The sequence below is a fragment of the Micromonospora halophytica genome (assembly GCF_900090245.1).
GTDB lineage: Bacteria > Actinomycetota > Actinomycetes > Mycobacteriales > Micromonosporaceae > Micromonospora > Micromonospora halophytica.
The window spans coordinates 167,210-193,839 of the sequence record NZ_FMDN01000001.1; the positions used below are offsets into that span (position 1 = coordinate 167,210).

Here is a 26,630-nt window from a genome sequence, read left to right on the forward strand (position 1 = left end):
GAAGTTATTGCCAACTCTCCCGGCGTGTCGCGGCGATAACTTCATGATCGACGATGGTCTCCGGGGATCGGCGGGGGGACGGGAGCCGTGGGGGTGGGGGTGAGGGCTGCGGGGTGGGGGGCAGGGGGGCGGGTGGGGAGAGTCGGCGGCCGCGCCAGAGCCAGGCACCGGCGGCGGTGGTGACCACCCCGACGACGACGAAGAGCAGCCGGTAGTCGAACGCGCCGACGAGCAGCGCACCGGCCCCGATCGAGAACGCCTGCGGACCGCTGACCAGCGCCTCCGAGGCCGCGGTCACCCGGCCCAGCAGCCCCGGCGGGGTACGCCGCTGCACGAGCGTGTTCAGCCCGACCATGGTCAGCGGCAGCGACACCCCGGCCAGCAGCAGGGCGAGCACCCCCAGCCGCAGGTCCGGCCAGGCCAGCGCCAGCGCGGCCGGACCGAAGAAGGTCACCCCGGCGGCGAGCGCCCCCACCTCGCCGACCCGGCGCACCACGGCCGGTGAGAGCAGACCGCCGACCAGCCCGCCGACCCCCTGCACGGTGACCAGCACCCCCACGAACGCGGCGTCGCGGCCCAGCCCCTGGTCGACGTACGCGAAGATCAGCGACTCGCTGAAGCCCATCACCAGCGAGCCCAGCCCGTAGCCGAGCAGGGCCCGGCGCAGCGCGGGCTCACCCGCCAGGTGGCGCAGCCCCACGCCCAGCTCGGCCGGCCAGCGGAGGGTGGCCGCGGCCGGCTCCACCTCGCGCGTCCGGAGCAGCCCCACCACGGCGGCGGCGCTGACGAACCCGACCATCGCCAGCGTGGCCAGCAGCCAGCCGCCGACCGTCGCGTAGAGGGCCGCGCCGGCGAGCGGGCCGCCCAGCCGGAGCCCTTGCCGGACGGTCTGCAACGCCCCGTTCGCCTCGGCGAGCAGCTCGCTGGGCACCAGTTGCCGGATCAGGCCGCTGAGGGTCGCGCTGAGCGTCAGGTACGACAGCCCGTACAGGCCGGCCACCACGTAGATGATCCACACGCCGGCCCGGTCCCGCACGGCGAAGAGCGGGGTGAGCAGCATGGCGGTGCCGAGGTTCGCGGCCACGAAGAACGGCCGGCGGCGGTACCGGTCGACGACCCAGCCGACCAGTGGCGCCATCGTCATCGGCGCGATGATCGCGAAGATGGTCGCGCCGGCCAGGCCGTTCGAGCCGGTCAGGTCCTTGACCCAGATGGCGAGCGCGAGCAGCAGGATGGACTCGGCGGCCATGCTGGCCAGCAGCGCGCCGAAGAGCAGTCGGAAGTCGGGGTGGCGCAGGACGGTGCGCATGGGGGTTCCCTCCGCTGGGGTGGCGCCCGTCGGGCGCGGTCTGGAGGAGTTGTGGCCGGTCCGGTCATCGTCGTCCGGGCCGCTGACACTTTCCACAGTCCTCTTTTTGTCCCGTGACACGCCCTTGTCGGGGACCCCCGACGGCGACCGCGCGTCCATACTGTCCGTGTGGGCCGAATTTCATACAGTTACCGTCGCGTCCGCGGCGGTCTACGGAATCGAGGACACCCGTGCCTCCTGCCGTACCGAGCCCGATCCTGCGCCGACGCAGGCTCGGCACCGAACTGCGCCGCCTGCGCGAGGCGGCGGAACTCACCGGCGACCAGGTGATCGATCGGATCGGCTGGGCGTCGGCGTCCAAGCTGTCCCGACTGGAGAACGGCCGCAGCCGGCCCGACCCGGACGACGTGGCCGTCCTGCTGGAGCTCTACGGGGCGGATCCGGACCAGCGCGCGGAGCTGATCAACATCGCCCACGAGGCCGGCGACGTGCGCGGCTGGCGCAAGTCGTACCCGGTGATGACCCGGCAGCAGCTCGGCTGGGCGGAGATCGAGGCCGGCTGCGCGGAGATCCGTGAGTACAACCCGGTGCTGGTGCCGGGGCTGCTGCAGACCGCGGGCTACGCCCGGCTGCGGATCGTCTCGGCCGACCTGGCCGCCGCCGCGGCCGGCGACCCGGAGGCCGGCGAGGACCCGGAGACCGAGGTACGCGCCCGGCTGGCCCGACAGTCGCTGCTGGACCGCTCCGACGGCCCCTGCTACACGGCAGTGCTGGAGGAGGCCGCGCTCGGCGAGCGGGCCGGCCCGGTCGAGGTGCGCCGGGAACAGCTCGCCAAGCTCTGCGAGCTGGCGATGCTGCCCAACGTCACCCTGCACCTGCTGCAACGGACGACGGTGATCGGCGAGTTCTACCTGCCGCCGACCGCCTTCTCGCTCTACCGCTTCGCCGACCCGCAGGACCCGGAGACGCTGGCGATCGAAGGTGGCTTCATCGACGTCATGTCGCATGAGGCAAATACTGTAAATCGCTATAAAATGGCCTTCGAGTGGCTATGCTCGGCGGCGCTCTCCGCATCGGACACCCTCTCCTGGCTCTTCGAGGCGACGGGACGGCTGACCGACACGGCAGCCCCGTCCACGGCGGCCCACGGGGCGGCAGCAGCGCCGGTCCAGCGCCGCCGACCTACCGGGCGCCTGACGGAGCGGTGATCCACACCGGACCTCCGCCGGGGCCGGGCGGGCGCCACTCGTCCCCATCGGAGCAGCCCAGGAGCAGGAGCAGAACCATGAACGAGATCCGTAACACCGTCGTCACCCGGCAGTTCGCCGACGCCCCCTGGCGCAAGAGCACCCGGAGCCAGACCTCGAACTGCGTCGAGGTCGCCCCGCTGGGCGCGGCGGTGGTCGCGCTGCGGGACAGCAAGGACCCGGGCGGGCCGGTGCTGCTGTTCAACCGGGCCGGCTGGCTCGGCTTCATCAGCGGCGCAAAGAACGGCCAGTTCGATCTGAACTGATCCGGTGAGCGGGTGAGGGGCCGTCGGCGTGACGCTGGCGGCCTCTCGTCGTCTACCCGTCCACGACCGCCCTGACCAGGCATCGGATGATCGGATGACGCGCCGGACCGATGGTCGCGTTTCACTTGCCGGGATCACTGGCAGGCGTAACATGACGTTTCAGTGACGTGGAAGTTTCACTCGGTACCCGTCCGTCGCGGTCCATCCGGAGACAGCCATGCGTTTCCTGATCGTTCGAACCGACATCCGCACCGCCGCCGACACCGACATCGCAGCCGCCTGGGCCGGCGGTGGTGTGCTCCGCGACGAGACGACCGCGCCCGAACCCCGCCGCCAGATCGTGCACGCCGAGGACCGGGAGGCCGCACTGCTGCTGGCGCGGGCGCTCGCCACGGTCGGCGCGGTCCGCTCCGGACGGCAGCGGGTCAAGGTGCTGCCGCTCGACGAGCCCGCCCCCACCCGCCAGGAATGCTGGGAGGCCACCGGAAGCTGACCCCCGCACCGACGTCCGTCGTGGTCGGACCGGCTCCCCCGCCGCGGTTCCTACGCCCCATCCGCCACGACGGCCCGTGTCCGGCCCGTGACCGTCGCGGCAACGACGGTCACGGGCCGGGACCGTGTCCGGGCCAGGTCCGTCACCGGCACGGGTACGGCATCCACGAGCCCTCGGCCGCGCACCGGGACGACGGGCGGTCAGCAGTGGCCGTCGAGCCAGCGGTGCACGAGGAAGAGCGCGATCGACGACGGCGGCGGCAGGATCAACCGGTCACCACCGCCGACGTCCACCGCCCGCCCGGCCAACGCCGCGCCGATCTCCCGGCGGGTGAACCAACGGGCGTACGCGATCTCGGCCGGATCGACCCGGACCGGTGCCGCCGGATCCGCCTCGGCCAGGAAGCCCAGCATCAGCGAGCCGGGAAACGGCCACGCCTGGCTGCCCGCGTACCCGATCTTCTCGACCGCGACCCCGACCTCCTCGCGGACCTCGCGCAGCACGGCGGCCTCCGCCGACTCCCCCGGCTCGACGTAACCGGCCAGGCAGGAGTAACGCCGCACGCCCGGCGTACGCGGCCAGGTGGCGTTGTTGCCGAGCAGGCAGCGGCCGTCCGGGCCGTCCACCCCGTCGTGCACCAGCACGATCATCGCCGGGTCGGTGCGCGGCCAGGCCCGGTGGCCCTGTGCGTCCACCCGGGACCAGCCGCCCTCGTCCAGCTCCGTGCGGTGCCCCGTCCGGGGCGACCAGCCGTGCCCGAGGTGCCAGTTGACCAGGGCCAGGGCGGTGGTGAAGACACCCGCGTCCCGGTCGCTGAGCAGGTGGCCGACCTCCCGCAGGCTCACCGCGCGGGTCGCCGGCAGCTCCGGCAGCGGCGCGTCCACCGCGAAGACCGGTACGCCGTCCGGCTCCACCCCGAGGAAGAGCGGCACCGCCTCCCCGGTCGGCCCCAGGTCGGCCGGGTCCCGCAGCACCAGCGCGGGTGGGCTGGCGTCGGTACGCACCAGCGCCCGACCCCCGTGGGTCGAGTCGAGCACGAGCACCCGGGCCCGCCGCCACGCCTGCGCCAGCCACTCCCGGTCGGTACGCCGGTGCGCCGCCCGGTCGAGGGTGGAGCGGGCCAGCGGCGGGGCCGGCTCGCCACTCACGCCGACTCCCGCCGTACCGGGGTCAACACCGCCAGCTGCCCCTCGATCCGGTCGGCGTCGCCCAGCACCAACGTGACCGCGTTCGCCGGCGCCAGGTAGCGGGCGGCCACCTCGGCGACATCGTCCACGGTCGCCTTCGCCAGCCGGGCGGCGTGCTCGGCGAGGAACTCCAGGCGCAGCCCGTTGCCGGCGTACGCGCTGGTCAGCGAGGCGAGCCCGGCCTGGGTGGACATGCCGAGCTGGAGCGTGCCGAGGGCGTACTGCCGGGCCTGCTCCAGTTCGTCCGGCTTCGGCGCGACGGTGGCCAGCCGGCCCAGCTCGTACATGGTCTCCAGCAGCGCCGGGCCGGTCACCTCGGTGGCCACCTCCGCGGCGGCCACCAGCACCGACCCGGCGACCGAGTGCTCGACGGTGGAGTGCGGCCCGTACGTGTAGCCCTTGTCCTCGCGGATGTTCTCCGTCCAGCGGGACGAGAAGTAACCGCCGAAGAGCAGGTTGGCCAGTTGCAGCGGAGCGTGGTCGGGGTGGGTGCGGGGCACCGCCGGCAGCGCGACCCGCAGCGAGGACTGCACCGAACCGGGCCGGTCGACCAGCAGCAACGGGCCCGGCTCCAGCGGTGGCGCGGGCGGCAGCTCGGCGCCCCGGCGGTCGCCGTTCCAGCCGGCCAGGGCCTTCTCGGCGGCGTCCAGCGCGCGCTCCGGCTGCACGTCGCCGACCAGCACCAGCACCGCCTCGGCCGGATGCACCTGATCGGCGTGCAGCTTACGCAGGGCGGCCGGGCGGACCGCCCGCACCTGGTCGGGCTCCGGCGTCTGCACCGCGTACGGATGCCGGCCGTAGATCCGCTTGAGCAGGGCGGTACGGGCCAGGTGAGCGGGCTGGCTCTGGGCCACCTGGATCCGGTCGACCAACCGGTCCCGCTCGGTGTCGACCCACTCGGCCGGGTAGGTGGCCCCGATCAGCACGTCGGCGAGGATCTCCAGCATCCGGTCCAGGCCGGTGACCAGGCCCGCCCCGGAGAGCATCAGCCGGTCCGGGTCGATGCCGGCCGACAGGCCGCCGCCGACCTTCTGCAGCTCGGCGGCGATCCGGGTCGCGGTGTGCGTCCGGGTGCCGGAGAGGACGGTCTGCGAGAGCATCGCGCCGCGGGCCAGGTGGGTCCGGCCGAACGGCATCCAGAGCCGCAGCTCGACCAGGGGGACGGCGGGACGGCGTACCGCGATCACGGTGAGCCCGTTGGCCAGCCGTCGCTCGGCCTGCTTCGGCAGCTTGAGCTTGCGGGTCGGGCCGAGCGGCGGCAGCGCGCGGGCCTCGGCGGGAGGGGTCGTCGTCACCGAGCTCACCTGGCACCTCCGGGGATGACCTCGACTGCGGCGCGGCGCTCCGGCCGCAGGGTGGCGGCGGCGGCCCGCACCTGGTCCTCGGTGACCTCGCCGACCAGCCGGGGCAGCTCGTTGAGCAGGCCCGGCTCGCCGCGCTGCTGCTCCAGCACCGCCATCCGCAGCGCCCGGCCGAGCACCGCGTCGGTGTCCCGCAGCAGGTGGGTGGCCATCCGGGCCTGGGTCCGCGCCAGCTCGCCCTCGGTCAGCCCGTCGGTGGCGAGCCGGTCCAGTTCCTCATCGAAGGTCCGCAGCACCTTGTCGACGTCGCCGCCGGGCGGCAGGTGCGCCTGGAGCAACAGCGCGGTCGGGTCCCGCACGTCGAAGGGGTCGCCCATGAAGCCCAGGTACCCGCCGATGCCGGTCACCGTCCGGTCCCGCTGGACCAGCCGCTCGACCAGCCGGGACGCGTCGCCGTCGGTGAGTACCTCGGCCAGCACCACGTACGGCAGGTAGCCGGCGAAGTCGTCGATCGGGTCGGGCACCCGCCAGGCCCCGGCCACCGCCGGCAACGGCGCCAGCTGGTCGGTGTACGCGTGCCGCCGCTCGACGGTCAGGTCCGGCTCGGTGAAGTCGGGGCGTTCCGGCGCGGGGCGGGCCGGCACGTCGCCGAAGTGCCGCTCGATCAGCGCGGTCGCCTCGACCACGTCGATGTCTCCGCTGACCGCCAGCACGGCGTTGCCGCTGGCGTAGTAGCGGCGGAAGAAGTCGGCGGCGTCGGCGACGGTGGCCGACTCCAGGTCGGTGAAGGAGCCGTACCCGTCGTGCGCGTTGGGGAACGTGTCGAACATGACCGGTGGCAGGGTCAGCCAGGGAAACCCGCCGTACGGCCGGTTGAGCACGTTGACCCGGATCTCCTCCTTGACCACGTCGACCTGGTTGCGCAGGTTCTCCTCGGTCAGCCGGGGGCCGCGCATCCGGTCGGCCTCCAGGAACAGCGCCCGTTCCAGGGCGTTGCTCGGCAGCGTCTCGAAGTAGTCGGTGTAGTCCAGGTGGGTGGAGCCGTTGAAGGTGCCGCCGGCACCCTGGACGTGCCGGAAGTGGGCCAGCTTCTCCAGGTTCTCCGAGCCCTGGAACATCAGGTGCTCGAAGAGGTGGGCGAAGCCGGTGCGTCCCTCCGGTTCGGACCGGATGCCGACGTCGTAGACGACCGCGACCCCGATCACCGGGGCGCTGCGGTCCGGGGTGAGGACCACCCGCAGACCGTTGTCGAGGCGGAACCGCTCGACGGGGTATTTCGTCGTTGGAATCTTCGCTCTCCGCGTCGGCACGTGCTCGACCCTAGCGTGTCCGCACCGCCCGCACCCGGCACCTGACACAGTGGTGACCCGCGGCCCCGCCGACCCCGACGTCGGCCCGCCCGCCGCTGTGCCAGGTCGGGCCGACGTCGGGGTCGGCGTCGCCGAACTGCCAGGCCGTCGAGCGGCCCGCCCCCCACGCCGACGCGGTCAGCCGGCCGTCAACTCGACGGCCGGTGCGCTCACGCCGCCCGGGCTGTGCAGCTCGACCAGACCGGCCGGGGCGGCCCGGCCCGGCCTCGGGTGCCAGGGGGCGAACGCCGCGACCATGGCGAGCAACAGCCCTGCGCCCGCCACCGCGAGCACCACCATCAGCTCACGCATCGCCCCCGAGTCGACGTCGACCACCATGTCACCCTTCCCGAGCCGGCCCCCCGGCCGGCTCTTCCCCCCGGGGACAAGCTTCGACCAGCCGTGGATCCGGGAACAGTCGCCGATCGGACGCACTTACGCCTGTTTGCCGACTCGGCCGGCGACATGATCACCCTGCGCAGCCGCCTGCTCGCCCCACGTCCCGCGGGGTCGGGTCAGGACAGGACGGGGCTCAGGCGCTGCGGGGGCGGCGCGGCCGGCGCGAACGGCCGGAGGCCCGGTGGGCGCGGCCACCCTCCCCACCGGCGGTACGCGGGCGGGCGGCCGGGGCCGGCTGCGGCACGGCGATGGTCACCGGCACCCCGGACGGCTCCCGGGCCCCGGTCACCCGGGTCAGGGCCTCGTCGCCGGGGCGTACCTGGGCGGTGTGCGGCTTGATGCCGGCCACGCTCATCAGCCGGGAGACGTCCCGGCGCTGCTCGGGCAGGACCAGCGTGACCACGGCGCCCGACTCCCCCGCCCGGGCGGTACGACCGCCCCGGTGCAGGTAGTCCTTCGCCTCGGTCGGCGGGTCGACGTTGACCACGAGGTCGAGCCCGTCGACGTGGATGCCCCGGGCCGCCACGTCGGTGGCGACCAGGGCGGTCACCTGACCGGTGCGGAACTGCTCCAGGATCCGGGTGCGCTGCGGCTGCGACTTGCCACCGTGCAGGGCCGCGGCGCGTACCCCCCTGGCCAGGAGCTGGCGGGCGACCCGGTCGGCGCGGTGCTTGGTCGCCATGAACAGGATGGTGCGGCCCTCGCGGGCGGCGATCCGGGCGAGCGCGTCGGGCTTGTCCGCCGCGTCGAGGTGCAGGACGTGGTGCGTCATCGCGCTCACCGTCGCGGTGCCCGGGTCGACCGAGTGCGAGACCGGGTCGGTGAGGAAGCGGCGGACCAGCTTGTCCACGCCACCGTCGAGGGTGGCGGAGAAGAGCATCCGCTGGCCGTTCGGGGCGACCTGCTCCAGCAGCTTGGTGACCTGCGGCAGGAAGCCCATGTCGGCCATCTGGTCTGCCTCGTCGAGCACGGTGACGGCCACCTGGTCGAGGCGGGCGTCACCCCGGTTGATCAGGTCGTGCAGCCGGCCCGGGGTGGCGACCAGCACCTCTGCGCCGGCGCGCAGCGCGTCGGCCTGCCGTTGCAGCGACAGGCCACCGACGACGGTGGCGCAGCGCAGCCCGAGGACCCGGGCGTACGGGGTGAGCGCGGTGGTGACCTGCTGGGCCAGCTCACGGGTCGGCACCAGCACCAGCGCCAGCGGGCGGCCCGGGCGGGCCCGGCGGCCGGCGGTGCGGTGCAGCACGGGCAGCCCGAAGGCGAGCGTCTTGCCGGAACCGGTCCGGCCCCGGCCGAGCAGATCACGGCCGGCGAGCGAGTCCGGCAGGGAAGCCGCCTGGATCGGGAACGGCTCGGTGATGCCCTGCGCGGCCAGTTCGGCGACGAGCGCGGGCGCGAGGCCGGTGGCGGCGAAGGTGGGAATGGTCATGGTCATGCGCAATGCCTTCCTCGACGCGGCACGTGTCGAGGGAGGGCGCCGGGAATGCGGCGCTGTCGCAGGCGGAGAGTGCGCCGCGACTCACAAGCACGAACCGATTGGGTACGGGGCGGTCCGCCGCAGCGCGCCGCCCCGCCGGAGCGGGTGGGCGGCGCGGCGGACCGGCCCGTCACCACGCCCGGGGGGCGCGATGGGTGTTACCGGTCGATCCGAGGGTCAGAGCGGACGGATGTTCTCCGCCTGCGGGCCCTTCTGGCCCTGGGTCACCTCGAACTCGACCCGCTGGTTCTCGTCCAGGCTGCGGTAGCCGGAGGACTGGATCGCCGAGAAGTGGGCGAAGACGTCCGCGCCGCCGCCGTCCGGGGTGATGAAGCCGAAGCCCTTGTCAGCGTTGAACCACTTGACGGTACCAATTGCCATGTGTTTCGTCTCCTTGACGGAACGTTCGGACCCGCACCTGTTGCGGACCGAAGGGAGCACGCCACGCGCGATTGCGCGGCATGCCTGTCGCTGCTGGTCGCCCCGCCCGGAGAACTCCGGACACAACAAAGAGCGCCTGGGGCCACAATCCGCCAGGCGCACACAGAGTCTCTGGAAACCAAAACTGCAACGCGGTTAACGTATCACGGATTCGGGCCCGTGCCACCCCCAACCGGGATTTCCGGCACTCCGGCGACCAACGCGGTGAGCCCGTCGGCGTCGAGCAGGTCGGTCGGACGCACGGTGACGCCCTCCCAGACGTAGTGGAAGGCGGCCCCGACCCGCTCGACCGGCACCCCGGCCAGCTCCGCCCAGGCCAGCCGGTACACGGCCAGCTGCACCGCCGCCACCTCGGCCTCCCGCCCGACCGGCTGCCGGCCGGTCTTCCAGTCGACCACGTCGTACCGGCCGCCGGGGCGGGCGAAGACGGCGTCCATCCGGCCCCGGACCACCACGCCGGCGATCACTGTGGCGAACGGCACCTCCACCTCGACCGGCACCCGGTCGGCCCACTCGCTGGACAGGAAGCGCTCCTGCAACTCGGTCAGCGCCTCGTCCCCGACGGCCTCCGCGTCGGCCGCGCCGGGCAGCTCGTCCACGTCGAGCAGCCGGTCCGCGCCGAAGCGCTGCTCCAGCCAGGTGTGGAAGGCGGTGCCACGGCGGGCGTACGGGTTGGGCGCGGTGGGCATCGGTCGGCGCAGCGTACGGGCCAACGCCTCCGGGTCACGGCGCAGCGCCACGAGCTGGGTCACCGAGAGGTGCCCGGGCAGCGCCACCTCGACCGCCTCGGCCTGCCGCAGCAGTTCGGCCCGCTCGGCAAGGAGCAGGTCCGCCTCCTGCCGCCAGCGCGCCACCTCCGGGTCGTCGGCCGCCGGGTCGGTGGCGTCGCCGTCGGAGCCGGCCCGTACGCCGGTCGGGTCGGTGGCGGCCGGTGTGGCCGCGCGGTCGGTGGGGAACTCGCGGCGGGCCGCGTCCGGGTCGGCGAGGAAGCGGCGCACCAGCGCGGCGGCCTCCGCCAGCGCGGGCCGGCGCGGGCCGAGCGGGTCGGCCGGCCACTCGGCCCGCAGCACCGTCTCCGCGGTCGGGTTGGCGGCGTCGCCGGCCGGCTCCGGCGTCCACGCGTCGACCAGGTGCCCGTCCACGCCGTCCAGGCAGGCGTCGTGCACCTCGCGCAGGAAGACCGACGGGCCACGGAACCGCTTGGTCCCCTCCCCCCACCAGTACCCGGAGCAGAGCAGCAGCCGGCGGGGGCGGGTCACCGCCACGTACGTCAGCCGGCGCTCCTCCCGCTCGTCGTGCGCCCGCCAGGCGTCGGTGAAGTCCGCCAGCGCCCGGGCCACCCCGCGCTGGTCCTCGACGTCGGCCAGGCCCAGCTCCGGCAGCCCGTCGGCGTCGCCCCGCAGCGGGAACGGCAGCACCCCGAGCCCGCCCAGCCAGTGGTCGGAGTTGCGCACCGGGCCCGGCCAGACGCCCCGGGTCAGCCCGGCGACCGACACCACGTCCCACTCCAGGCCCTTGGCGGCGTGCGCGGTGAGCACCTGCACCGCGCCCTCCACCACCTCCACCTCGCCGGGGGCCAGCCCACGCTCCTCGTCCTCGGCGGCGGCGAGGTAGGCCAGGAAACCGGCGAGGGTCGCCCCCGGGGTCTCCCCGCTGAACCGGGCCGCGACGTCGCCGAGGGCGTCCAGGTGGCCCCGGGCCAGGCCGGCGTCGCCGGCGCCGTCCCGGCCGGCCCGCACGGCCACCTCCACGTCCAGGCCGATGGTCCGTTCGATGTCCGCGATCAGCTCCGGCAGCGTCTGGTCCAGCCGGTAACGCAGCAGCGCCAGCTCCATCGCGTACGACCGCAGCCGCGCGTAGCCCTCCGCCGAGTACGCCTGCGCCGGCCCCAGGTCGGCCAGGGCCTCGACCAGGGTCGCCTCGTCCAGCACGTCCACCACGATCTCCGGCCCGTCGTCGCCGGTCAGCTCCCGCCGCGCCCGCCCGATGGCCCGGGCCCGCCGGTGCAGGGCGACCAGGTCGCGCGGCCCGATCCGCCAGCGTGCGCCGGTGAGCAGCCGCAGCAGCGCCGCACCGTCGGTCGGGTCGGCCAGCACCCGCAGGGTGCAGACCACGTCGCGGACCTCGGGGGTGTCGAGCAGGCCACCCAGGCCGACCACCTCGACCGGCAGGCCCCGGGCGCGCAGCGCCGCCTCGATCGCCGGGATCTGGCTGCGCAGCCGGACCAGCACCGCGGTGGTGGGGCGACGCGGCACCGGGATGTGCTCGGGCAGCGCGTCGGGCATCCCGGCCGCACCCCGCCAGGCGGCCAGCACGCTGTCGGCGATCCAGTCGGCCTCGTCGACGTACGTGTGCAGCAGCGCGCAGTGCACGGTGCCGGCGGCCTGGCCGCGCGGACTGCGGTGCGGGATCGGATCCTTGACGCTCATCGCCGCGTGCAGCTCCGGCACCCGGGCGCCCGCGGCGCGCAGTGGGACCGAGAGCGCGTTGGCCACGCCGAGGATCTCCGGCCGGTTGCGCCAGCTCGTGGTGAGGCTGAGCACCTCGGCCGGGGTGCCGTCGGCGCGGGCGAACTCGGTCGGGAAGCGCTCCAGGGTGCCGGCGCTGGCCCCGCGCCAGCCGTAGATGGACTGGCAGGGGTCGCCGACCGCGGTGACCGGGTGGCCGCCGCCGAAGAGCGCGTTGAGGAGCACCACCTGGGCGTGGCTGGTGTCCTGGTACTCGTCGAGCAGCACCACCCGGAACCGCTCCCGCTCGATGACACCCACGCCGGGATGCTCGCGGGCCACCCGCGCGGCCCGGGCGAGCTGGTCGGCGAAGTCCATCGCCTCGAAGTCGTCCTTGCGCCGGGCGTACGCGCGCACCAGCGGCAGCAGCTTCAGCCGGGTCCGCTGGAGCTGCAACGCCCTGCGCACGTCGGCGTAGACCCGGCCGGGGCGGGACTGCACGTCGGCGAAGAAGCGACCCGTCCAGGCGGCCAGGTCGTCCGGGTCGACCAGGTGCTCGTCCAGCTCCCCGGCGAGCGCCAGCACGGCGTCGGTGATGGTGCTCGGCATCCGGTCGACGTCGGTCATGTCGCCGTCGTAGTTGCGCACCAGCAGGTCGACCAGTTGCCAGCGGGACGCCTCGGTGAGCAGCCGGGTGGTCGGCTCGTAGCCGGCGCGCAGCCCGTGCTCGGTGACGATCCGGCCCGCGTACGAGTGGTAGGTGGAGACGGTGGGCTCGCCGGCGAGCGGGTCGTCCAGTGGGTCGCGACCACGCCGGCCCAGCCGCCGGACGAGTTGGTCGAGCCGGGTACGCACCCGGTGCGCCAGCTCGCCGGCAGCCTTGCGGGTGAAGGTGAGGCCGAGGATCTGCTCCGGCCGGACGTACGAGTTGGCGACCAGCCAGACCACCCGGGCGGCCATCGTCTCCGTCTTGCCCGAGCCCGCGCCCGCCACCACCAGCAGCGGCTCCACCGGGGCGGAGATGATCGCCGCCTGCTCCGGGGTCGGGGCCGGCAGCCGCAGCAGCTTCGCCAGCTCGACCGGCGTGTAGCGGGGCCCGGAGTCCGGCGTGCGGGGCACCGGGGCGGTGGTGCCGAAGAGGGCGGGCTGGGTCATCGCGCCGTCCTCTTCGGCGGCCGTGTGACGCGCTGCCGACCGCAGGCGCCCGCGGTGCGGCGGCCGTCGCCGAGAGCAGCGGCGGGCGGCTCGGTGCTCACGCTCACGGCAGCTCCGGGGGACGGACGGTCGGCGGCTCGACGACCTGGCGGCCCTGGCCAGAGACCGGGCAGCTGGTCCGTACCGGGCAGACCCGGCACTTCGAGTTGGCGACCGCGGCGAAGGTGGCGGCGGCCATCGTATCGGCGGTGCGCCGGACCAGGGCGGTGGCCCAGCCGGCCTCGGGGCCCTGCCCGGCGGCGGCCTGGGTCTGTTCCTTCGCCTCCTTCGCCCCGGTGCCGAGCTGCACCAGCGCCGCACCACCCGCCTCGCCGCCGAACTCGGCGAACGCGCCCGCCTCGACCGCCGCCTGGTACGCCCCGAGCTGCGGGTGCTCGGCCACCTCCCGCTCGGTGACCGCGGTGGACTTGCCGGTCTTCAGGTCGATCACCACGAGCCGGCCCTCGGCGTCCACCTCCAGCCGGTCCACCCGGCCGGTCAGCTCGACCGGGCGGCTCGGGTCGTCGAGCCGTACCGCGAACTCGTGCTCGATGGCGAGCAGCCGGCGCGGGTTGCCCGCCAGCCAGCGGAGGAGCTTGTCCACCATGGCCTCGGCGCGTTCCCGCTCCGGGCCGACCATCCAGCGGGCGGCCAGTTCGATCGCGTCGAAGCGGGCGGCCACGTACTCCAGCAGGGCGGTGCGGTCGGCGCTGGCGTCCTCGGCGAGCATCGCGGCGGCGTGCACCAGGTTGCCCACGCCCTGCGCGGCGCTGGCCGGGCCGCTGCCGCCGTGCCGTTCCAGCAGCCAGCGCAGGCTGCACCGCAGCGCGCTCTCCATCGCCGACGGGGTGACCCGGACCGGTTCGCCCTCGTCGACCAGTGGCCGGTCGTCGGAGAGGCCGCGCAACCCCCACCAGTCGTCGGGGTGCGCCCCGGGGATGCCGGCGGCGGCGAGACGGGCCAGCTCGGCCGCCGCCGCGCGCCGCCGGGTGACCGACGCCGCCGGGTCGGTGACGGCGGTACGCAGCTCCGCCACCAGCGCCGACAGGGTGAGCGCCCGGGGCGGGCGCCCGACGGGCAACTCCCGGGGCCGGTCGTCGTCCGCGTCGTCGGCGGTCCGGACGGTCGCGCCGGTCGTGGACGGGCCGGAGCCCGGCGGCGTCGGGCCGCCCGGCCCGGGCGCGATGGGGCCGGACGGGCCCAGCTCGTGCAGGAAGCGGCTGGGCTGTTCCTCGTGGTCGTCGCCGCCGACCGCCGCCGAGGCGACGGCGGTGACCAGCAGCCGCCGACGGGCCCGGGTCACCGCGACGTGGAACAGCCGCCGCTCCTCGTCCAGCAGGGCGGAGGTCTGGCCGACCAGGCTGGCCCGCACGCCCGCGCCGTCGGCCCGGCCGGCGAGCACGTCGACCAGACGCTCCGAGCCGAGCAGGCTGCCCCGCAACCGCAGGTCGGGCCAGACGCCCTCCTGCACCCCGGCCACCGCGACCAGGTCCCACTCCAGGCCTTTCGCCGCGTGCGCGGTGAGCAGCCGGACCGCCTCGCCGCGGTCGGCGCTGGCGGCCAGGGTGTCGGCGGGCAGATCCTGGCCGAGCACGTGGTCGAGGAAGACCTCGGTCCGCGCGCCGGGGAGCCGGTCGGTGAACCGGGCCGCCGCGTCGAAGAGCACCAGCACGGCGTCCAGGTCGCGGTCGGCGGCCTCGGCCCGCCAACGCTGCGCGGTCTCGTGTTCGCCGGTGGCGGCCCGGCCCCGGTTGATCACGCCGGCCCAGCGTTCGGCCAGCCCGCTGGCCTGCCACACGGCCCAGAGCACGTCCTCGGCGGTGGCACCCGCGGTGGCCGCCGCCCGACGCGCGGTGTCGAGCAGTTCGGCCACCGTACGGGCGGGCTCGACCCAGCGCCGGTCGATGCCGGCCAGCTCGGCCGGGTCGCGCAGCGCCTCGACGATCAGCTCGCCGGAGGGGCGGCGGTCGCCCCTGGCCAGGGCGAGGGCGCGCAGCCCCTGACGCAGCCGCCGCTCGGCCAGCGGGTCGGCCCCGCCCAGCGGGGAGTGCAGCAGGGCGACCGCCGCCTCCTCGTCCAGCCGCGTCGGTTCCAGGGCGCAGCGCAGCAGGAGCAGCAGCGGGGCGACCGCCGGTTGCAGGTGCAGCGGCAGGTCCTCACCGTGCACCACGGTCGGCACCCCGGCGGTGTGCAGGGCGCGGCGCAACGAGGGCAGGTGCAGGTGGGTGGAGCGGACCAGCACCGCCATCCGCGACCAGGGCACGCCGTCGAGCAGGTGCGCGGAACGCAGCGCGTGGGCCAGCCAGGCCGCCTCGCTGGTGGCGGAACGGAAGGTGCGTACCTCGACGGTGCCGGGCGGGACGTCGGGCAGCGGGCGCAGCCGCCGGTGCGCCGACGGGCCGCGCAGCCGCCGGGCCAACCGCCCGGCCGCCCCGAGCAGCACCGCACCGGCCCGGTACGACGTGGTCAGCGTGACCTGGGCCGCCGGTGCCCCGGAGGCGGTGCGGAACCGGTGCGGGAAGCCGCTCACCACGGCCGGGTCGGCGCCCCGGAAGGCGTACGTGGAGGAGTCGGGGTCGGCGAAGGCGACCAGGGACTTGCCGCCGCCGGCGATGACGGCGAGCAGCTCCTGCTGGGCGGGGTCGGTGTCGGCCAGCTCGTCGACGTAGACGTGGGCCAGCCGGCGGCGCTCGGCGTCCAGCAGGCCGGGGTCGTCGAGCAACATGCCGGTGGCGGCCCGGACCAGCTCGGCCGGGTCGTAGGCGACCGAGCCCCGGTTGCTGACGTCGCGCAGCGCGAGGACGGCGACGTACTCCCGGAGGAAGCGCGCGGCGGCCGGCCAGTCGGCGCGGCCCAGCTTCTCCCCCAGCCGGGCCAGCTCGACCGGGCCGACCCCGCGCTCGGCGGCGCGCATCAGCAGGTCGCGGAGCTGGCCGGCGAAGGCCCGGGTACGCAGGGCGGGGCGCAGGTCCTCCGGCCAGCCGACCGGGTCGTCGCCGGACTCCTCGCCGACCACGTCGAGCAGCTCGCGGATGATCAGATCCTGTTCGGGCCCGGTGAGCAACCGGGGAGACGGCTCGCCGCGCTCGGCCGCGGCCCGGCGCAGCAGCCCGAAGGCGTACGCCGGGAAGGTGCGCACCAGCGGCTCGCGCAGCACCCGGTGCCCGTCGGCGGCGATCCGCGCCTCGATCCGCTGCCGCAGGTCGGTGGCCTGCCGGCGGGCGAAGGTGAGCACCAGGACGCGCTCCGGGTCGACGCCCTCGGCCACCCGGGTGGCGACCGCCTCGACCAGGGTGCGGGACTTGCCGGTGCCCGGCCCGCCGACGACCAGCATCGGCCCGTCGGTGTGCGCGACGACCTCGGCCTGGAGCGGATCGGTCAGCCGTCCCAGGGGGTGCGCGGCAGCGCCCGGCGGCTGGCCGGCAGGGCCCGTCGGGTGCGCGGCAGCGCCCGCCGACCCTCCGGACCGCGGCTCCCCCTCGGCGCCCGCGCCGGCCCGACCGGGCCCCTCGGTCGGCCCGCCCGGCCGACGGTCCCCCCGAACCGTCGCGGCGGACCGCCCGTCACCCGGGACCGGTCCGGCAGGCCGGCGCACCAGCCGGTACCCCTGCACCCCCACATCCCACCACGCCGGTACGACAGCCGGGCGCACCCCACCCCGCCGCTCGGGCGAGCACGGGACCGGCGCCCTCCACCGGCTCCACGTCCGACACTGCCGGACGGGTCCGGTCAGGTCAGCCGGGACTCGATGGTGTCGAGGGCCTCGGGGACCGTCCGGGCGACCGCGAGCAGGTCGAGGCCGGCCGGTTTGAGGAAGGTCTGGTCGGCCAGGGCGGCCAGCCAGTCGAGCATCGGGCGGTAGAAGCCGTCGGTGTCGACCAGCACCATCGGCTTGGCGTGCAGCGCCAACGTGGCGGTGGTCCACACCTCGAACAGCTCGTCCAGCGTGCCGAGCCCGCCCGGCAGGGTGAGGAACGCGTCCGACTTCTCGATCATCAGAGTTTTGCGGTCGGCCATGCTCTCGGTGACCAGCAGCTCGTCCGAGGCCAGGTCGGCGACCTCCAGGTCGACCAGGGACTGCGGGATCACCCCGAGCGTCCGCCCGCCCGCCGCCCGCGCGCCGTCGGCCAGCGCGCCCATCATCCCGACGCAGCCACCGCCGCTGACCAGGGTGTGTCCGCGCCGGGCGAGCTGCGCGCCCGTCTCGGCCGCCAGCTCCAGCCAGCGCTGGTCGAGGGTACGGGAGGACGCACAGAAGACGCAGATCGCGGCCACCCGGTCAGCCCTCCCGCCCGTCCCCGGCGGCCCGGTCCGGCCGGCCGGCCGACGCCCGCCGCGCGGCGCGCTGGTCGGCGGCGGCCACCGCGACGGCCTCCTCGCGGACCGCCTCCTGCTCGGCGGAGAGGGCGGCCTCGGCCTCCACGATGTGCCGGACGGCGGCGGCGACGTCGTCGGTGAGGCAGATCAGCTCCAGGTCGATCGCCCCGATCTTGCCCTCGACGGCCATCGTGTCGCGCAACCAGTCGATCAGCCCACTCCAGTACGCCGTGCCCATGAGCACCACCGGGAAGCGGGTGACCTTGCCGGTCTGCACCAGGGTGAGCGCCTCGAAGAGCTCGTCCATCGTGCCGAAGCCCCCCGGCAGCACGACGAAGGCCTGGGCGTACTTGACGAACATGGTCTTGCGGGCGAAGAAGTAGCGGAAGTCGATGGCCAGGTCGACCCAGTCGTTGAGCCCCTGCTCGAAGGGAAGCTCGATGCCGAGCCCGACGGAGAGTCCACCGGCCTCGCTGGCTCCCCGGTTGGCCGCCTCCATCACGCCCGGCCCGCCGCCGGTGATCACGGCGTACCCGGCCCGGGTCAGCGCGGCGCCCAGTTCCTCGGCCATCCGGCACTCGGGGCTCTCCGGCTTGCTGCGCGCGGATCCGAAGACGCTGACCGCGGGCGGCAGGTCGGCCAGGGTGTCGAATCCCTCGACGAACTCGGAGAGGATCCGCAGCGCCCGCCAGGCGTCCTTGGTCTTCCAGTCGCTGCGGCTGCGCGAGTCGAGCAGTCGCTGGTCGGCGGTGCTGGTCGGGATCGCGCCACGGCGCAGGGTGACCGCGCCCCGGTGCCGCTCCGGATCGCGGCCCGGCTGCCGCCCCTTGCTCTCACTCATGGGAGCAACCGTAGTTCAGCGGCACCTCCGGAGTGAGTGGGGCGACGACCCGGCGAAAAAGTTCGCGATCTTGGGCAACTAATTCGCTCGCCCGTACGTCTTACTATTCACATACCGGGTATGCCCCGGCACGCGCCTTCGGGGGAGGAGCACAGCGTGATCAGCAACAACGAGCGGATGCGGATCCGCCGGCAGATGCAGCGGCGCATCCGCGACGTGGTTGCCGAGCGCCGCCGCGCCCGGCAACTGGAGTCCCCGGCGGAACCCGCCGCCGAGTCCACCGAGCCCACCGACGACTCTCTGCTCACCAGCGTCTGACCCGGACGCACCGTCTTCCGGCCGGTCCCCGGCCACCCGCGAGGCCCCGCACGGTCCCACGACCGCCGGGGCCTCACCCCGTCCCACCCCACGCCGCCCCCCCCACGCCCACGCCCACGCGCACGCCCACGCGCACGCGCACGCCCACGCGATCTTGCAGTTCGGGCCGCGACAAAGGGTGCATCACGCCCGAAATCGGCGGCCCTAAGTGCAAGATCGCGGGGCGGGAGGGTGGGAGGGCGGGAGGGCGGGGGCGGGAGGGCGGGGGGGTCAGAGTGGGGAGAGCCAGCGGTGCAGGGTGGCGGCGCCGTCGCGGATCTTGGTGATCTCGACGTGCTCGTCCTTGTGGTGGGCCAGGTTGGGGTCGCCGGGGCCGAAGTTCAGCGCCGGGATGCCCATCGCCGCGAAGCGGGCCACGTCCGTCCAGCCCAGCTTGCCGATCGGCGCAGCGCCCACCGCCGCCAGGAACTCCTGCGCGGCCGGCGCGTCCAGGCCGGGGGCCGCACCCGCCGCCGCGTCCGTCACCGCCAGGTCGAAGCCGGCGAACACCTCGCGCAGGTGCGCCTCGGCCGCCGCCGGGTCACGGTCCGGGGCGTACCGGTAGTTGACCTCGATCTCGCACCGGTCCGGGACGACGTTGCCGGCCACCCCGCCGTTGATCCGGACCGCGTTCAGCCCCTCGCGGTAGTCACAGCCGTCGATGGTCACCCGCCGCGCCTGGTACTCCCCCAGCCGGCGCAACACCTCGCCCGCGCCGTGGATGGCGTTCACCCCGTGCCAGGACCGGGCGGCGTGGGCGCGCTCGCCGTGCGTGGTGACGATCGCCCGCATGGTGCCCTGGCAGCCCGCCTCGACGATGCCGTACGTCGGCTCCAGCAGCACCGCGAAGTCCGCCTGTAACCACTGCGGGTGCGCCTCGGCGACCAGGGTGAGCCCGTTGTACCTCGACTCGATCTCCTCGGCCTCGTAGAAGAGGTACGTCACGTCGTAGCGCGGGTCGGGCAGGGTGACCGCCAGGTGCAGGGCGAACGCCACCCCGGACTTCATGTCGGAGGTGCCGCAGCCGTACATCAGGTCGCCGCGCATGGTCGACGGGAAGTTGTTGTTCAGCGGCACCGTGTCCAGGTGGCCGGCGAGCACCACCCGGGAGGACCGCCCCAGGTCGGTACGCGCCATCACCGTGTTGCTGTGCCGGAAGGTGGTCAGGTGTGGCACCTTCCGCAGCACCTCCTCGACGCAGTCGGCGATCGCCTTCTCGTTGAGGGAGACGGACTCTATGTCGACCAGAGCACGGGTCAGGGCCACCGGATCGGCCAGGACCTCGGGGGTCAGCGGGTTCTCCATGGATCGCACGGTACCTTCAGGATCGGTGGGCGCGAGGAGTGAGCGGTCCCGGGCGGCGGGTGTCAAGACACCCGGTCACGCGGGGCGCGAGGAGCCCGCGAGCCCGCGGTCGCGAACGAGAGGGAGTGCTGTGACGTCCGGATCCGCCTGGGGTATCGGCCTGGCCACCATCACGGCTGAGGATCAGGTGCTCGACACCTGGTACCCGACCGGCAAGCTGGGACTCGGTGAGCTGCCGCTGGTCCCCGGCGAGGACCAGGCCGACGTGCTCGACCTGCCGCCGGGCGCGATCGGCGAGCGGGCGCTGCCCGGCCTGCGTACCGTCCAGGTGGTCACCGTGATCGGCTCGCTGGACGACCCGATCAAGGATGCCGCCGACGCGTACCTGCGCCTGCACCTGCTCTCCCACCGCCTGGTCCGGCCCAACGAGCTCAACCTGGACGGCATCTTCGGCAAGCTGGCCAATGTGGCCTGGACCTCGGCCGGGCCGTGCCCGCCGGAGCGGGTCGACGAGCTGCGGGTGATCGAGCGGGCCGCCGGCCGCCACCTGGCGGTGTACGGGGTGGACAAGTTCCCCCGGATGACCGACTACGTGGTCCCCTCCGGCGTGCGGATCGCCGACGCCGACCGGGTGCGCCTCGGCGCGCACCTCGCCTCCGGTACCACCGTGATGCACGAGGGCTTCGTCAACTTCAACGCCGGCACGCTGGGCACCTCGATGGTGGAGGGGCGGATCGTGCAGGGCGTGCTGGTCGGTGACGGCTCCGACATCGGCGGCGGCGCCTCGATCATGGGCACCCTCTCCGGCGGCGGCACCGAGAAGATCAGCATCGGTGAGCGGAGCCTGGTCGGCGCGAACGCCGGCGTCGGCATCTCCCTCGGCGACGACTGCGTGGTCGAGGCGGGCTGCTACGTCACCGCCGCCTCGAAGATCACTTTGCCGGACGGCCGGGTGGTCAAGGCCCGGGAGCTCTCCGGCGTGGCCGGGCTGCTCTTCTGGCGCAACTCGGTCACCGGCGCGCTGGAGGCGAAGCCGCGTACCGGCCGGGGCATCGAGCTGAACGCCGCCCTGCACGCCAACGACTGAGCGGGGCCGGGGCACGACGCCCCGACCCCGCTTCCTCCGGGCCCGCGCCGGCGGGCCCGGAGGCACGGCTCACTTCAGCCGGTACGCCTGGATGATCCGCGTGGTCACCGTGTTGCCGTCGGTGTCCCGGGCGGTGGCCCGCAGGGACGCGTACCCGGCGGTGGCAGGGTGCTTGATCATCGCCACCCAGCCGGCACGGGGCAGCCGCAGGACGCTGACCTCGCTCCAGGTCTTCCCGCCGTCGTACGAGACGTCGATGGTCAGCTTCTCCACCTTCGCGGTGCCCGCGCCGGGTTGCCGCCGCACCTCGACCGGGACGGCGAGGAGCCGGCCCGCCCGGGCGCTGTTGTCGGCGGACAGCGGTGGCGTGAAGCGGATCGCCGACAGCGGCAGCCGGACCGGGTCCTCGCCCGCCACGTGCTTCGAGCGGAAGGTCCAGGTGGACTCGACCTCGGTGCTCAGGTCGGTGAAGCTGCGGGTCGCCGAGACGGACAACTGGTAGTCGGCCGCGCCGGCGGGCACGTCGAACTGGCCGTACCCGGCGTACGCGGACTCGCCGACCAGCTTGCCGTCGCGCCAGAGCCGGGTGCCCTCCCGGTCCGTCACCGAACCGCCGGGGTGGCCGGCGGCGTCGCTGAAGACCGGCAGGCCGACGAAGATGGAGTCACCCAGCCTGCTGACGCTCTGGTCCGGCCAGCGCGGCGTCGGGAACGACGGCCCGTAGGGGGCCTGGTTCCAGTGCTCGTGGACGGTCCGGCCGGCCCGGTACGCCGTCGGCGTGGAGAAGAGCGCGGCCTTCACATCGAGCCAGGGCACGTCGGGTTTGACCGTCCCGAAGCCGATCTCGGACTCCCACCGCACCCTCCTGGTGTTGTAGTGCTCGACCCGCTGACCGGGCACGGTGACGCGCAGGACGATCGCCGAGGCGCCGGTGTTGTACTCCAACTCGGGGAAGACGTGCCGCTCGGCCGCCAGCCCGGCGTAGCCGCCGTGGAACTTGTGCACCACGGTGGCCAGGTCCTTCTCCTGGTAGTCGCGGACGAAGCCGGTGGGCATCCGGCCCGGGACAGCCTCGCTCATCGCGTACAGGTACGGGCTGCTCGCCGCCTCCGCGTCGGCCCACTGGCTGCTGACCGTCGCCACGAACTGCTCGTCCGAGACGGTGCGTCCGCCGGCCTGGCCGGTGGTCAGGCCCTCGAAGGTGTCGGTCCAGAGCCCGAAGCCGTAGATGCCGCCGTCGTCGGCGAAGAAGATCGCGCTGACGTCGATCAGCATCGGGCTCGCCCCGCGCTGCGGGATCGTCGTCCGCACCGGCTTCGCCGTCCGCGTGTCCAGGGTGAGGCTGAGGTCCCGGTCGATCACCAGCTCGGGTCGGGCCAGCATGGTCAGCCCGGGGGCCTCGCCCTCCGGAGCCGGCTCGAAGATCAGCGAGTTGAGCCCGTACCGGCCCTTGGGGAGGCGCACCTCGGCGGTCCCGTCGGCGCCGTAGGCGTCCCGGACGTCGAAGCGCTCCAGGCTGGCGAGGGTGGTCCAGTGGTCGGCCGCCTTCGCACCGGCCCGGTCCAGGTGGGTCAGCCGCAGCGTGTAGCTCTCCACCTCCTTGTGCACGGCCAGCGGGGTGACCGCGGCCTGGGTCCCGGACCGGGCGAGCACCCGGCCGGTCCAGTAGCCGTCGGCGTCGCCGAGGCGGGTGTTCGCGGTGACGGTGGTCTCGGCCCGACCGCCCGCCGGCACGGTGATCCGGTTCGTGCCGAGGGTGAACATGCCGGCCGGGGCGGCCTGCCCGCCGGGGCCGTTCGCCTCGACCGTCAGGTCGAGGGTGACCGAGGCGGAGCCGGCGTTGCGCCAGGCGACCGTCCGGGTGACCGGCGCGTCGTCGTGGTGCGGCCAGAGGGTACGACCGAAGGAGACACTCACCGGGTCGCTGGTGACCTGCTGGGTGATCGCCCGGGTCAGGTCGACCCGCCCCGCCCCCTGCTGGTACGCGGTCTGCGCCGGGTGCGGCTTCGCCGCCGCCATCAGCGTCGACTTGAGCTGACCGGCCTTCCAGTCCGGGTGCTGCTGGGCCAGCAGGGCCGCCGAGCCGGCCACGTGCGGGGTGGCCATCGAGGTGCCGGAGAGGGTGACGTAGCGCTCCCCCACCGGGTCGCCGATCTGCCCGTGGGCGGAGCGGGCGGCCACCACGTCCACGCCGGGCGCGGTGATGTCGGGCTTCAACGCGTCATCGCCCACCCGGGGTCCCCGGCTGGAGAAGTCGGCGAGGCGGTCGTCGCGGTCCACCGCGCCCACCGCGAGCGCGGCGTCGGCGCTGGCCGGCGAGCCGACCGACCCGTCGGAGCCGGAGTTGCCGGCGGCGATGACGAAGAGCGTGCCGGTCTCGGCGGTAAGCGTGCCGACCGCCTCCTCCAGCGGGTCGACGTCGGGGCTGTCCCAACCGCCGAGGCTCATGTTGATCACTGCGGCGCGCTTGTCGACGGCGGCCCACTGCATGCCGGCGAGGATGGCCGACTCGCTGCACCCGAAGTCCTCGCAGACCTTGCCGTCGAGCAGGGCCACATCGGGTGCCACGCCCTTGTACCGGCCGCCGGAGGCGGCACCGCTGCCGACGATGGTGGAGGCGACGTGGGTGCCGTGCCCGACGGTGTCCCGGGCGTCGGGCGTCTCGGCGAAGTTGCGCGCCTCGGCGACCTTGCCGGCCAGGTCGGGGTGGGTGGCGTCGACGCCGGTGTCCAGCACCGCCACGGTCACGCCCTTGCCGGTGAGGCCGGCGGACCAGGCGGCGGGCGCGCCGATCTGGGGGACGGTGTGGTCGAGCGTGGGGGTGCGTCGGCCGTCGAGCCAGAGCCGCTCGACGCCCCCCGCCGCGCCGAGCCGCGCACCGGCCGGGCCGGTGGTCACCGTGGACCAGACCGCGCCGGTGGAGGACTTGCCGGCGGTCACCGCCGCGCCCCGGATCGCCGGCAGCTCCCGGGTCACCCGCGCGCCGGGCAGCGCGGTCACGCCACGCCGGGTCTCGCCGGAGGCGTACGACACCAGCAGCGGCAGGTTGTCGCGGCGGGCGTCGTCGTAGCCGGCGGCGATCAGGCCGGTGACGTCGAAGAGCCGCCGGTCGACCCGACCGGCCCGGATCAGTGGGACCGCGTCCTGCGGCGTCACCGACAGGCGCCCGCGTTCGCGGCGTACCAGGAAGCGCAGGTCGTCGCGGTCGGGGCCGGGTCGCACGGCGGCCTTGCCGTCAGCGGTGACGGTGACCCGGTCCCCGGTGACCAGGGTGACCGTGGTGGACTTCCGGGGCGCGGCCGCCGGTCCGACTGCCGGGTCGCCGGCCGCCGGGGCGGCCGAGGCGGTGGTCGGCACGACGGCGGGCGCGGTGACCGCCAGGCCGAGCACGAGGCCGAGTGCGGCCGTCCTTCTTCTCCTGTGCAACGGTTCCTCCTCGTGAAGCGTCATCACTACGGGAGTCGCATTGACGGAGACCAGAATTACATACTAAGTATGTAATTTGAAGTACAGAAAATGACGGTCCTGACACGGTCCGGAGTCCCGGTCCGGCACGATCGACCGATGACGTCCATGAAGGACCGGATGCTCGCCGGCGAGCCGTACCTCGCGAACGAGCCCGAGATCATCGCCGACCTCGACCGCGCCGCCCGGCTGACGGAACGCTTCAACACCAGCCCTTCGGCCGACCCGCAGGGGCGGCTCGCCGCCCTGCGCGAACTGCTCGGCTCCCTCGGCGAGAACACCTGGATCCGCCCGCCGTTCCACTGCGACCACGGCTGGCAGATCCACATCGGCCCGCGCAGCTTCGTGAACTTCAACGCGGTGTTCCTCGACGTCGCCCGGATCACCATCGGAGCCGACGTCCAGATCGGACCGAACGTGCAGCTGCTCACCCCCACCCACCCGGTCGAGCCCGGCCCCCGCCGGGACAAGTGGGAGGCGGCGAAGCCGATCACCATCGGCGACAACGTCTGGCTCGGCGGCGGAGCCATCGTGCTCGCCGGAGTCACCGTCGGCGAGAACACGGTGGTCGGCGCCGGCGCCGTGGTGACCAGAGACCTACCACCCAACGTGGTCGCCGTCGGCAACCCCGCCCGCGTGGTGAGAACCCTGGAATAGTCGTTCTGGCGCGACACCGACCGCTGGGGCCGGCAGGTCAGCGTCGGCGAACGGGACGGCCCGGTGGCCGGTCCGGAGGCGCTGCACCCCAACGGCGGGGAGGTCGCCGACCCGCCGATCCGCAACCGCAGCGGCTACCCGGAGGCGGTGGAGTTCCTGCGGGAACGTGCCCTGATGGCCCGGCTGCTGCGCCGGAGCACCCCCTCACCCCGGCAGCGGACCGGTCAGGCGCACCACCAGCTCCGCGTGGCGGGCGGTGCCGGAGACCAGGGCGGCGTTCACCTCGTCGCTGCCGTGCGCCCAGGCCGCCGCCTCGGCCGGTGACCGCCCGTACGCCTCGTGCCGGGCGACCAGCCGGCGCAGCCGCCGCTCCACGTCCAGGTCGAGGAACCACGCCTCGTGCAGCAGTGCCCGGATCTCGTCCCAGGGCGGATCGGTCAGCAGCAGGTAGTTGCCCTCGGTCACCACCAGCCGGACCGAGGGCGGCACCTCGATCGCCCCGGCCACCGGCTCCTCGATGTCCCGCCGGAACAGCGGCGCGTAGACCGCGCTCGGCTCCAGCCGGCGCAACCGGCGCAGCAGCGAGACGTACCCGTTGGCGTCGAAGGTGTCCGCCGCCCCCTTGCGGTCGGCGCGACCCAGCCGTTCCAGCTCCGCCTGCGCCAGGTGGAAGCCGTCCAGCGGGACCAGCCGGGCGGCCGGACCGACCGCCGCCACGATCCGCTCGGCGAGGGTCGACTTGCCCGCCCCCGGTGCGCCGGCGATGCCGAGCAGCTGCCGGGGACCGGCCTCGGCCAGGGCGCGGGCCCGGGCCACCAGGTCGGCGAGCGGGAGCGGGGACGGATCGGGCATCAGGACAGGACCGGCTCGCTGATGGTGAACCGGGCCCGCACCACGGCGTGCACGGTCTGCGGTTGCGGGTCCAACTCCAGCTCGGGCGGCTCGCCGGCCATCGCGCGGAACGCCACTGCGCTCCCCGCCCCGCCGAATCCCTCGTCCGTGTCGGCCAGTTCCAGCAGGGCCGTCACCCGGGCGCCCAGCGCCTCGGCGTACTCCCGGGCGCGGCGCAGCGCGTCGGCGATCGCGGCGTGCCGTGCCTCCCGGTGGACCGGGCTGTCCGGGCGCAGCGACCACCAGGGCCCGGCGACCTCGACCTGCTCCTGGTCGGCCAGGCGCAGCATCAGCTCGGCGAGGGCGGTGAAGTCGGTGACGGTGACCGTTGTGGTGACGCTGCCGTGGTAGCCGACCACCCGCTCGCCGGAACGGTTCGTCTCGGGGCGTACCCGCAGCTCGCCGGTCTCCCGGCGGTCGACGTCCGAGGCGTGCTCGTCGAGCAGCACCCGGACGGCGGCGGCCCGCTCGGCGAGCCGGGTCAGAGTGACCGCACGGTCCCGCTCGCGCGCCGTCGCGGTCACCCGGAAGCGGGCCAGTTCCGGCGCGACCTCCCGGTACGCCTCGCCCCGCACCGCCACGACCGGTCCCTCCGCCACG

21 protein-coding genes are annotated in these 26,630 nt (G+C 74.5%); 6 read left to right on the forward strand and 15 right to left on the reverse strand.

Features of this window, described 5'->3' with window-relative positions; all coding sequences use genetic code 11:
- Nucleotides 1-4: 4 nt before the first annotated feature.
- Nucleotides 5-1,309 (reverse strand): MFS transporter, encoded by a 1,305-nt coding sequence (locus tag GA0070560_RS00765; RefSeq protein ID WP_091289990.1) that lies wholly within the window; start codon nt 1,307-1,309, stop codon nt 5-7.
- Nucleotides 1,310-1,539: 230 nt separating this feature from the next.
- Here GA0070560_RS00765 and GA0070560_RS00770 point away from each other — a divergent pair, with 230 nt between their 5' ends.
- The 3 genes from GA0070560_RS00770 (at nt 1,540) to GA0070560_RS00780 (ending at nt 3,315) form a co-directional block, all read left to right on the forward strand.
- Entirely contained in the window at nt 1,540-2,517 is a 978-nt protein-coding gene (locus GA0070560_RS00770) for a helix-turn-helix domain-containing protein (RefSeq protein WP_091289992.1), read from the forward strand.
- Between the two features lie 77 nt (nt 2,518-2,594).
- Complete coding sequence (locus tag GA0070560_RS00775) at nt 2,595-2,822, forward strand: DUF397 domain-containing protein (protein ID WP_091289994.1); 228 nt, start codon at nt 2,595-2,597, stop codon at nt 2,820-2,822.
- A 217-nt stretch (nt 2,823-3,039) separates the two neighbouring features.
- The gene (locus GA0070560_RS00780; RefSeq protein WP_091289996.1) at nt 3,040-3,315 is read left to right on the forward strand and encodes a hypothetical protein; all 276 of its coding nucleotides are present in this window, start codon (nt 3,040-3,042) and stop codon (nt 3,313-3,315) included.
- 200 nt (nt 3,316-3,515) lie between these two features.
- Here the strand turns inward: GA0070560_RS00780 and nudC are convergent, their stop codons facing one another.
- The 10 genes from nudC to GA0070560_RS00830 all read right to left on the reverse strand — a co-directional run bounded on the left by nudC (nt 3,516) and on the right by GA0070560_RS00830 (nt 18,268).
- Nucleotides 3,516-4,463 (reverse strand): NAD(+) diphosphatase, encoded by a 948-nt coding sequence (gene nudC / locus GA0070560_RS00785; RefSeq protein ID WP_091289999.1) that lies wholly within the window; start codon nt 4,461-4,463, stop codon nt 3,516-3,518.
- Nucleotides 4,460-5,806 (reverse strand): M16 family metallopeptidase, encoded by a 1,347-nt coding sequence (locus GA0070560_RS00790; protein ID WP_091290001.1) that lies wholly within the window; start codon nt 5,804-5,806, stop codon nt 4,460-4,462. The genes nudC and GA0070560_RS00790 overlap by 4 nt, the downstream gene beginning before the upstream one ends.
- A complete protein-coding gene (locus GA0070560_RS00795) occupies nt 5,803-7,113 on the reverse strand; it encodes a M16 family metallopeptidase (protein WP_091290002.1) in 1,311 nt (436 codons plus the stop codon). The genes GA0070560_RS00790 and GA0070560_RS00795 overlap by 4 nt, the downstream gene beginning before the upstream one ends.
- A 177-nt stretch (nt 7,114-7,290) precedes the next feature.
- Nucleotides 7,291-7,491 (reverse strand): hypothetical protein, encoded by a 201-nt coding sequence (locus GA0070560_RS00800; RefSeq protein ID WP_091290005.1) that lies wholly within the window; start codon nt 7,489-7,491, stop codon nt 7,291-7,293.
- 193 nt (nt 7,492-7,684) lie between these two features.
- Nucleotides 7,685-8,986 (reverse strand): DEAD/DEAH box helicase, encoded by a 1,302-nt coding sequence (locus tag GA0070560_RS00805; RefSeq protein ID WP_091290007.1) that lies wholly within the window; start codon nt 8,984-8,986, stop codon nt 7,685-7,687.
- Between the two features lie 219 nt (nt 8,987-9,205).
- Nucleotides 9,206-9,409, reverse strand: coding sequence for a transcription antiterminator/RNA stability regulator CspE (cspE, locus tag GA0070560_RS00810; protein ID WP_007464836.1), 204 nt, complete (start codon nt 9,407-9,409; stop codon nt 9,206-9,208).
- A gap of 203 nt (nt 9,410-9,612) precedes the next feature.
- A complete protein-coding gene (locus GA0070560_RS00815) occupies nt 9,613-13,071 on the reverse strand; it encodes an ATP-dependent helicase (protein ID WP_091290009.1) in 3,459 nt (1,152 codons plus the stop codon).
- A gap of 103 nt (nt 13,072-13,174) precedes the next feature.
- A complete protein-coding gene (locus GA0070560_RS00820; protein ID WP_091290829.1) occupies nt 13,175-16,723 on the reverse strand; it encodes an ATP-dependent helicase in 3,549 nt (1,182 codons plus the stop codon).
- Nucleotides 16,724-16,839: 116 nt separating this feature from the next.
- Nucleotides 16,840-17,385: an LOG family protein gene (locus GA0070560_RS00825; protein WP_091290012.1), complete on the reverse strand. Its 546-nt coding sequence runs from the start codon at nt 17,383-17,385 to the stop codon at nt 16,840-16,842.
- A 4-nt stretch (nt 17,386-17,389) separates the two neighbouring features.
- Nucleotides 17,390-18,268, reverse strand: coding sequence for an LOG family protein (locus GA0070560_RS00830; protein ID WP_091290014.1), 879 nt, complete (start codon nt 18,266-18,268; stop codon nt 17,390-17,392).
- A gap of 156 nt (nt 18,269-18,424) precedes the next feature.
- Between GA0070560_RS00830 and GA0070560_RS28545 the strand changes: the two genes are divergently transcribed.
- A complete protein-coding gene (locus GA0070560_RS28545; RefSeq protein WP_170839223.1) occupies nt 18,425-18,586 on the forward strand; it encodes a hypothetical protein in 162 nt (53 codons plus the stop codon).
- A gap of 270 nt (nt 18,587-18,856) precedes the next feature.
- On the opposite strand, the gene dapE is transcribed toward GA0070560_RS28545, so the two are convergent.
- Nucleotides 18,857-19,930 (reverse strand): succinyl-diaminopimelate desuccinylase, encoded by a 1,074-nt coding sequence (gene dapE / locus GA0070560_RS00835; RefSeq protein ID WP_091290016.1) that lies wholly within the window; start codon nt 19,928-19,930, stop codon nt 18,857-18,859.
- A 130-nt stretch (nt 19,931-20,060) separates the two neighbouring features.
- On the opposite strand from dapE, the gene dapD reads away from it, so the two are divergent.
- Nucleotides 20,061-21,017 (forward strand): 2,3,4,5-tetrahydropyridine-2,6-dicarboxylate N-succinyltransferase, encoded by a 957-nt coding sequence (gene dapD, locus GA0070560_RS00840; RefSeq protein ID WP_091290019.1) that lies wholly within the window; start codon nt 20,061-20,063, stop codon nt 21,015-21,017.
- 69 nt (nt 21,018-21,086) lie between these two features.
- Here dapD and GA0070560_RS00845 read toward each other — a convergent pair whose 3' ends face one another.
- Complete coding sequence (locus tag GA0070560_RS00845) at nt 21,087-24,407, reverse strand: S8 family serine peptidase (protein WP_425412591.1); 3,321 nt, start codon at nt 24,405-24,407, stop codon at nt 21,087-21,089.
- A gap of 174 nt (nt 24,408-24,581) precedes the next feature.
- Between GA0070560_RS00845 and GA0070560_RS00850 the strand changes: the two genes are divergently transcribed.
- Entirely contained in the window at nt 24,582-25,139 is a 558-nt protein-coding gene (locus GA0070560_RS00850; protein WP_091290023.1) for a sugar O-acetyltransferase, read from the forward strand.
- A gap of 204 nt (nt 25,140-25,343) precedes the next feature.
- Here the strand turns inward: GA0070560_RS00850 and GA0070560_RS00860 are convergent, their stop codons facing one another.
- Together GA0070560_RS00860 and GA0070560_RS00865 are read right to left on the reverse strand one after the other, a co-directional pair.
- Nucleotides 25,344-25,991 (reverse strand): nucleoside/nucleotide kinase family protein, encoded by a 648-nt coding sequence (locus GA0070560_RS00860; protein WP_091290025.1) that lies wholly within the window; start codon nt 25,989-25,991, stop codon nt 25,344-25,346.
- Complete coding sequence (locus GA0070560_RS00865) at nt 25,991-26,629, reverse strand: SIMPL domain-containing protein (protein ID WP_091290027.1); 639 nt, start codon at nt 26,627-26,629, stop codon at nt 25,991-25,993. Before GA0070560_RS00865 ends, GA0070560_RS00860 begins: the two co-directional genes overlap by 1 nt.
- Nucleotide 26,630 lies beyond the last annotated feature (1 nt).

Excerpts from the sequence above, each read along its gene's own strand:
- GA0070560_RS00805 (WP_091290007.1), bottom strand. The coding sequence starts at position 8,986 with ATGACCATGACCATTCCCACCTTCGCCGCCACCGGCCTCGCGCCCGCG.
- GA0070560_RS00780 (WP_091289996.1), top strand. The coding sequence starts at position 3,040 with ATGCGTTTCCTGATCGTTCGAACCGACATCCGCACCGCCGCCGACACC.
- GA0070560_RS00775 (WP_091289994.1), top strand. The coding sequence starts at position 2,595 with ATGAACGAGATCCGTAACACCGTCGTCACCCGGCAGTTCGCCGACGCC.
- cspE (WP_007464836.1), bottom strand. The coding sequence starts at position 9,409 with ATGGCAATTGGTACCGTCAAGTGGTTCAACGCTGACAAGGGCTTCGGC.
- dapE (WP_091290016.1), bottom strand. The coding sequence starts at position 19,930 with ATGGAGAACCCGCTGACCCCCGAGGTCCTGGCCGATCCGGTGGCCCTG.
- GA0070560_RS00850 (WP_091290023.1), top strand. The coding sequence starts at position 24,582 with ATGACGTCCATGAAGGACCGGATGCTCGCCGGCGAGCCGTACCTCGCG.
- GA0070560_RS00765 (WP_091289990.1), bottom strand. The coding sequence starts at position 1,309 with ATGCGCACCGTCCTGCGCCACCCCGACTTCCGACTGCTCTTCGGCGCG.
- GA0070560_RS00860 (WP_091290025.1), bottom strand. The coding sequence starts at position 25,991 with ATGCCCGATCCGTCCCCGCTCCCGCTCGCCGACCTGGTGGCCCGGGCC.
- GA0070560_RS00800 (WP_091290005.1), bottom strand. The coding sequence starts at position 7,491 with ATGGTGGTCGACGTCGACTCGGGGGCGATGCGTGAGCTGATGGTGGTG.
- GA0070560_RS00830 (WP_091290014.1), bottom strand. The coding sequence starts at position 18,268 with ATGAGTGAGAGCAAGGGGCGGCAGCCGGGCCGCGATCCGGAGCGGCAC.
- GA0070560_RS00815 (WP_091290009.1), bottom strand. The coding sequence starts at position 13,071 with ATGACCCAGCCCGCCCTCTTCGGCACCACCGCCCCGGTGCCCCGCACG.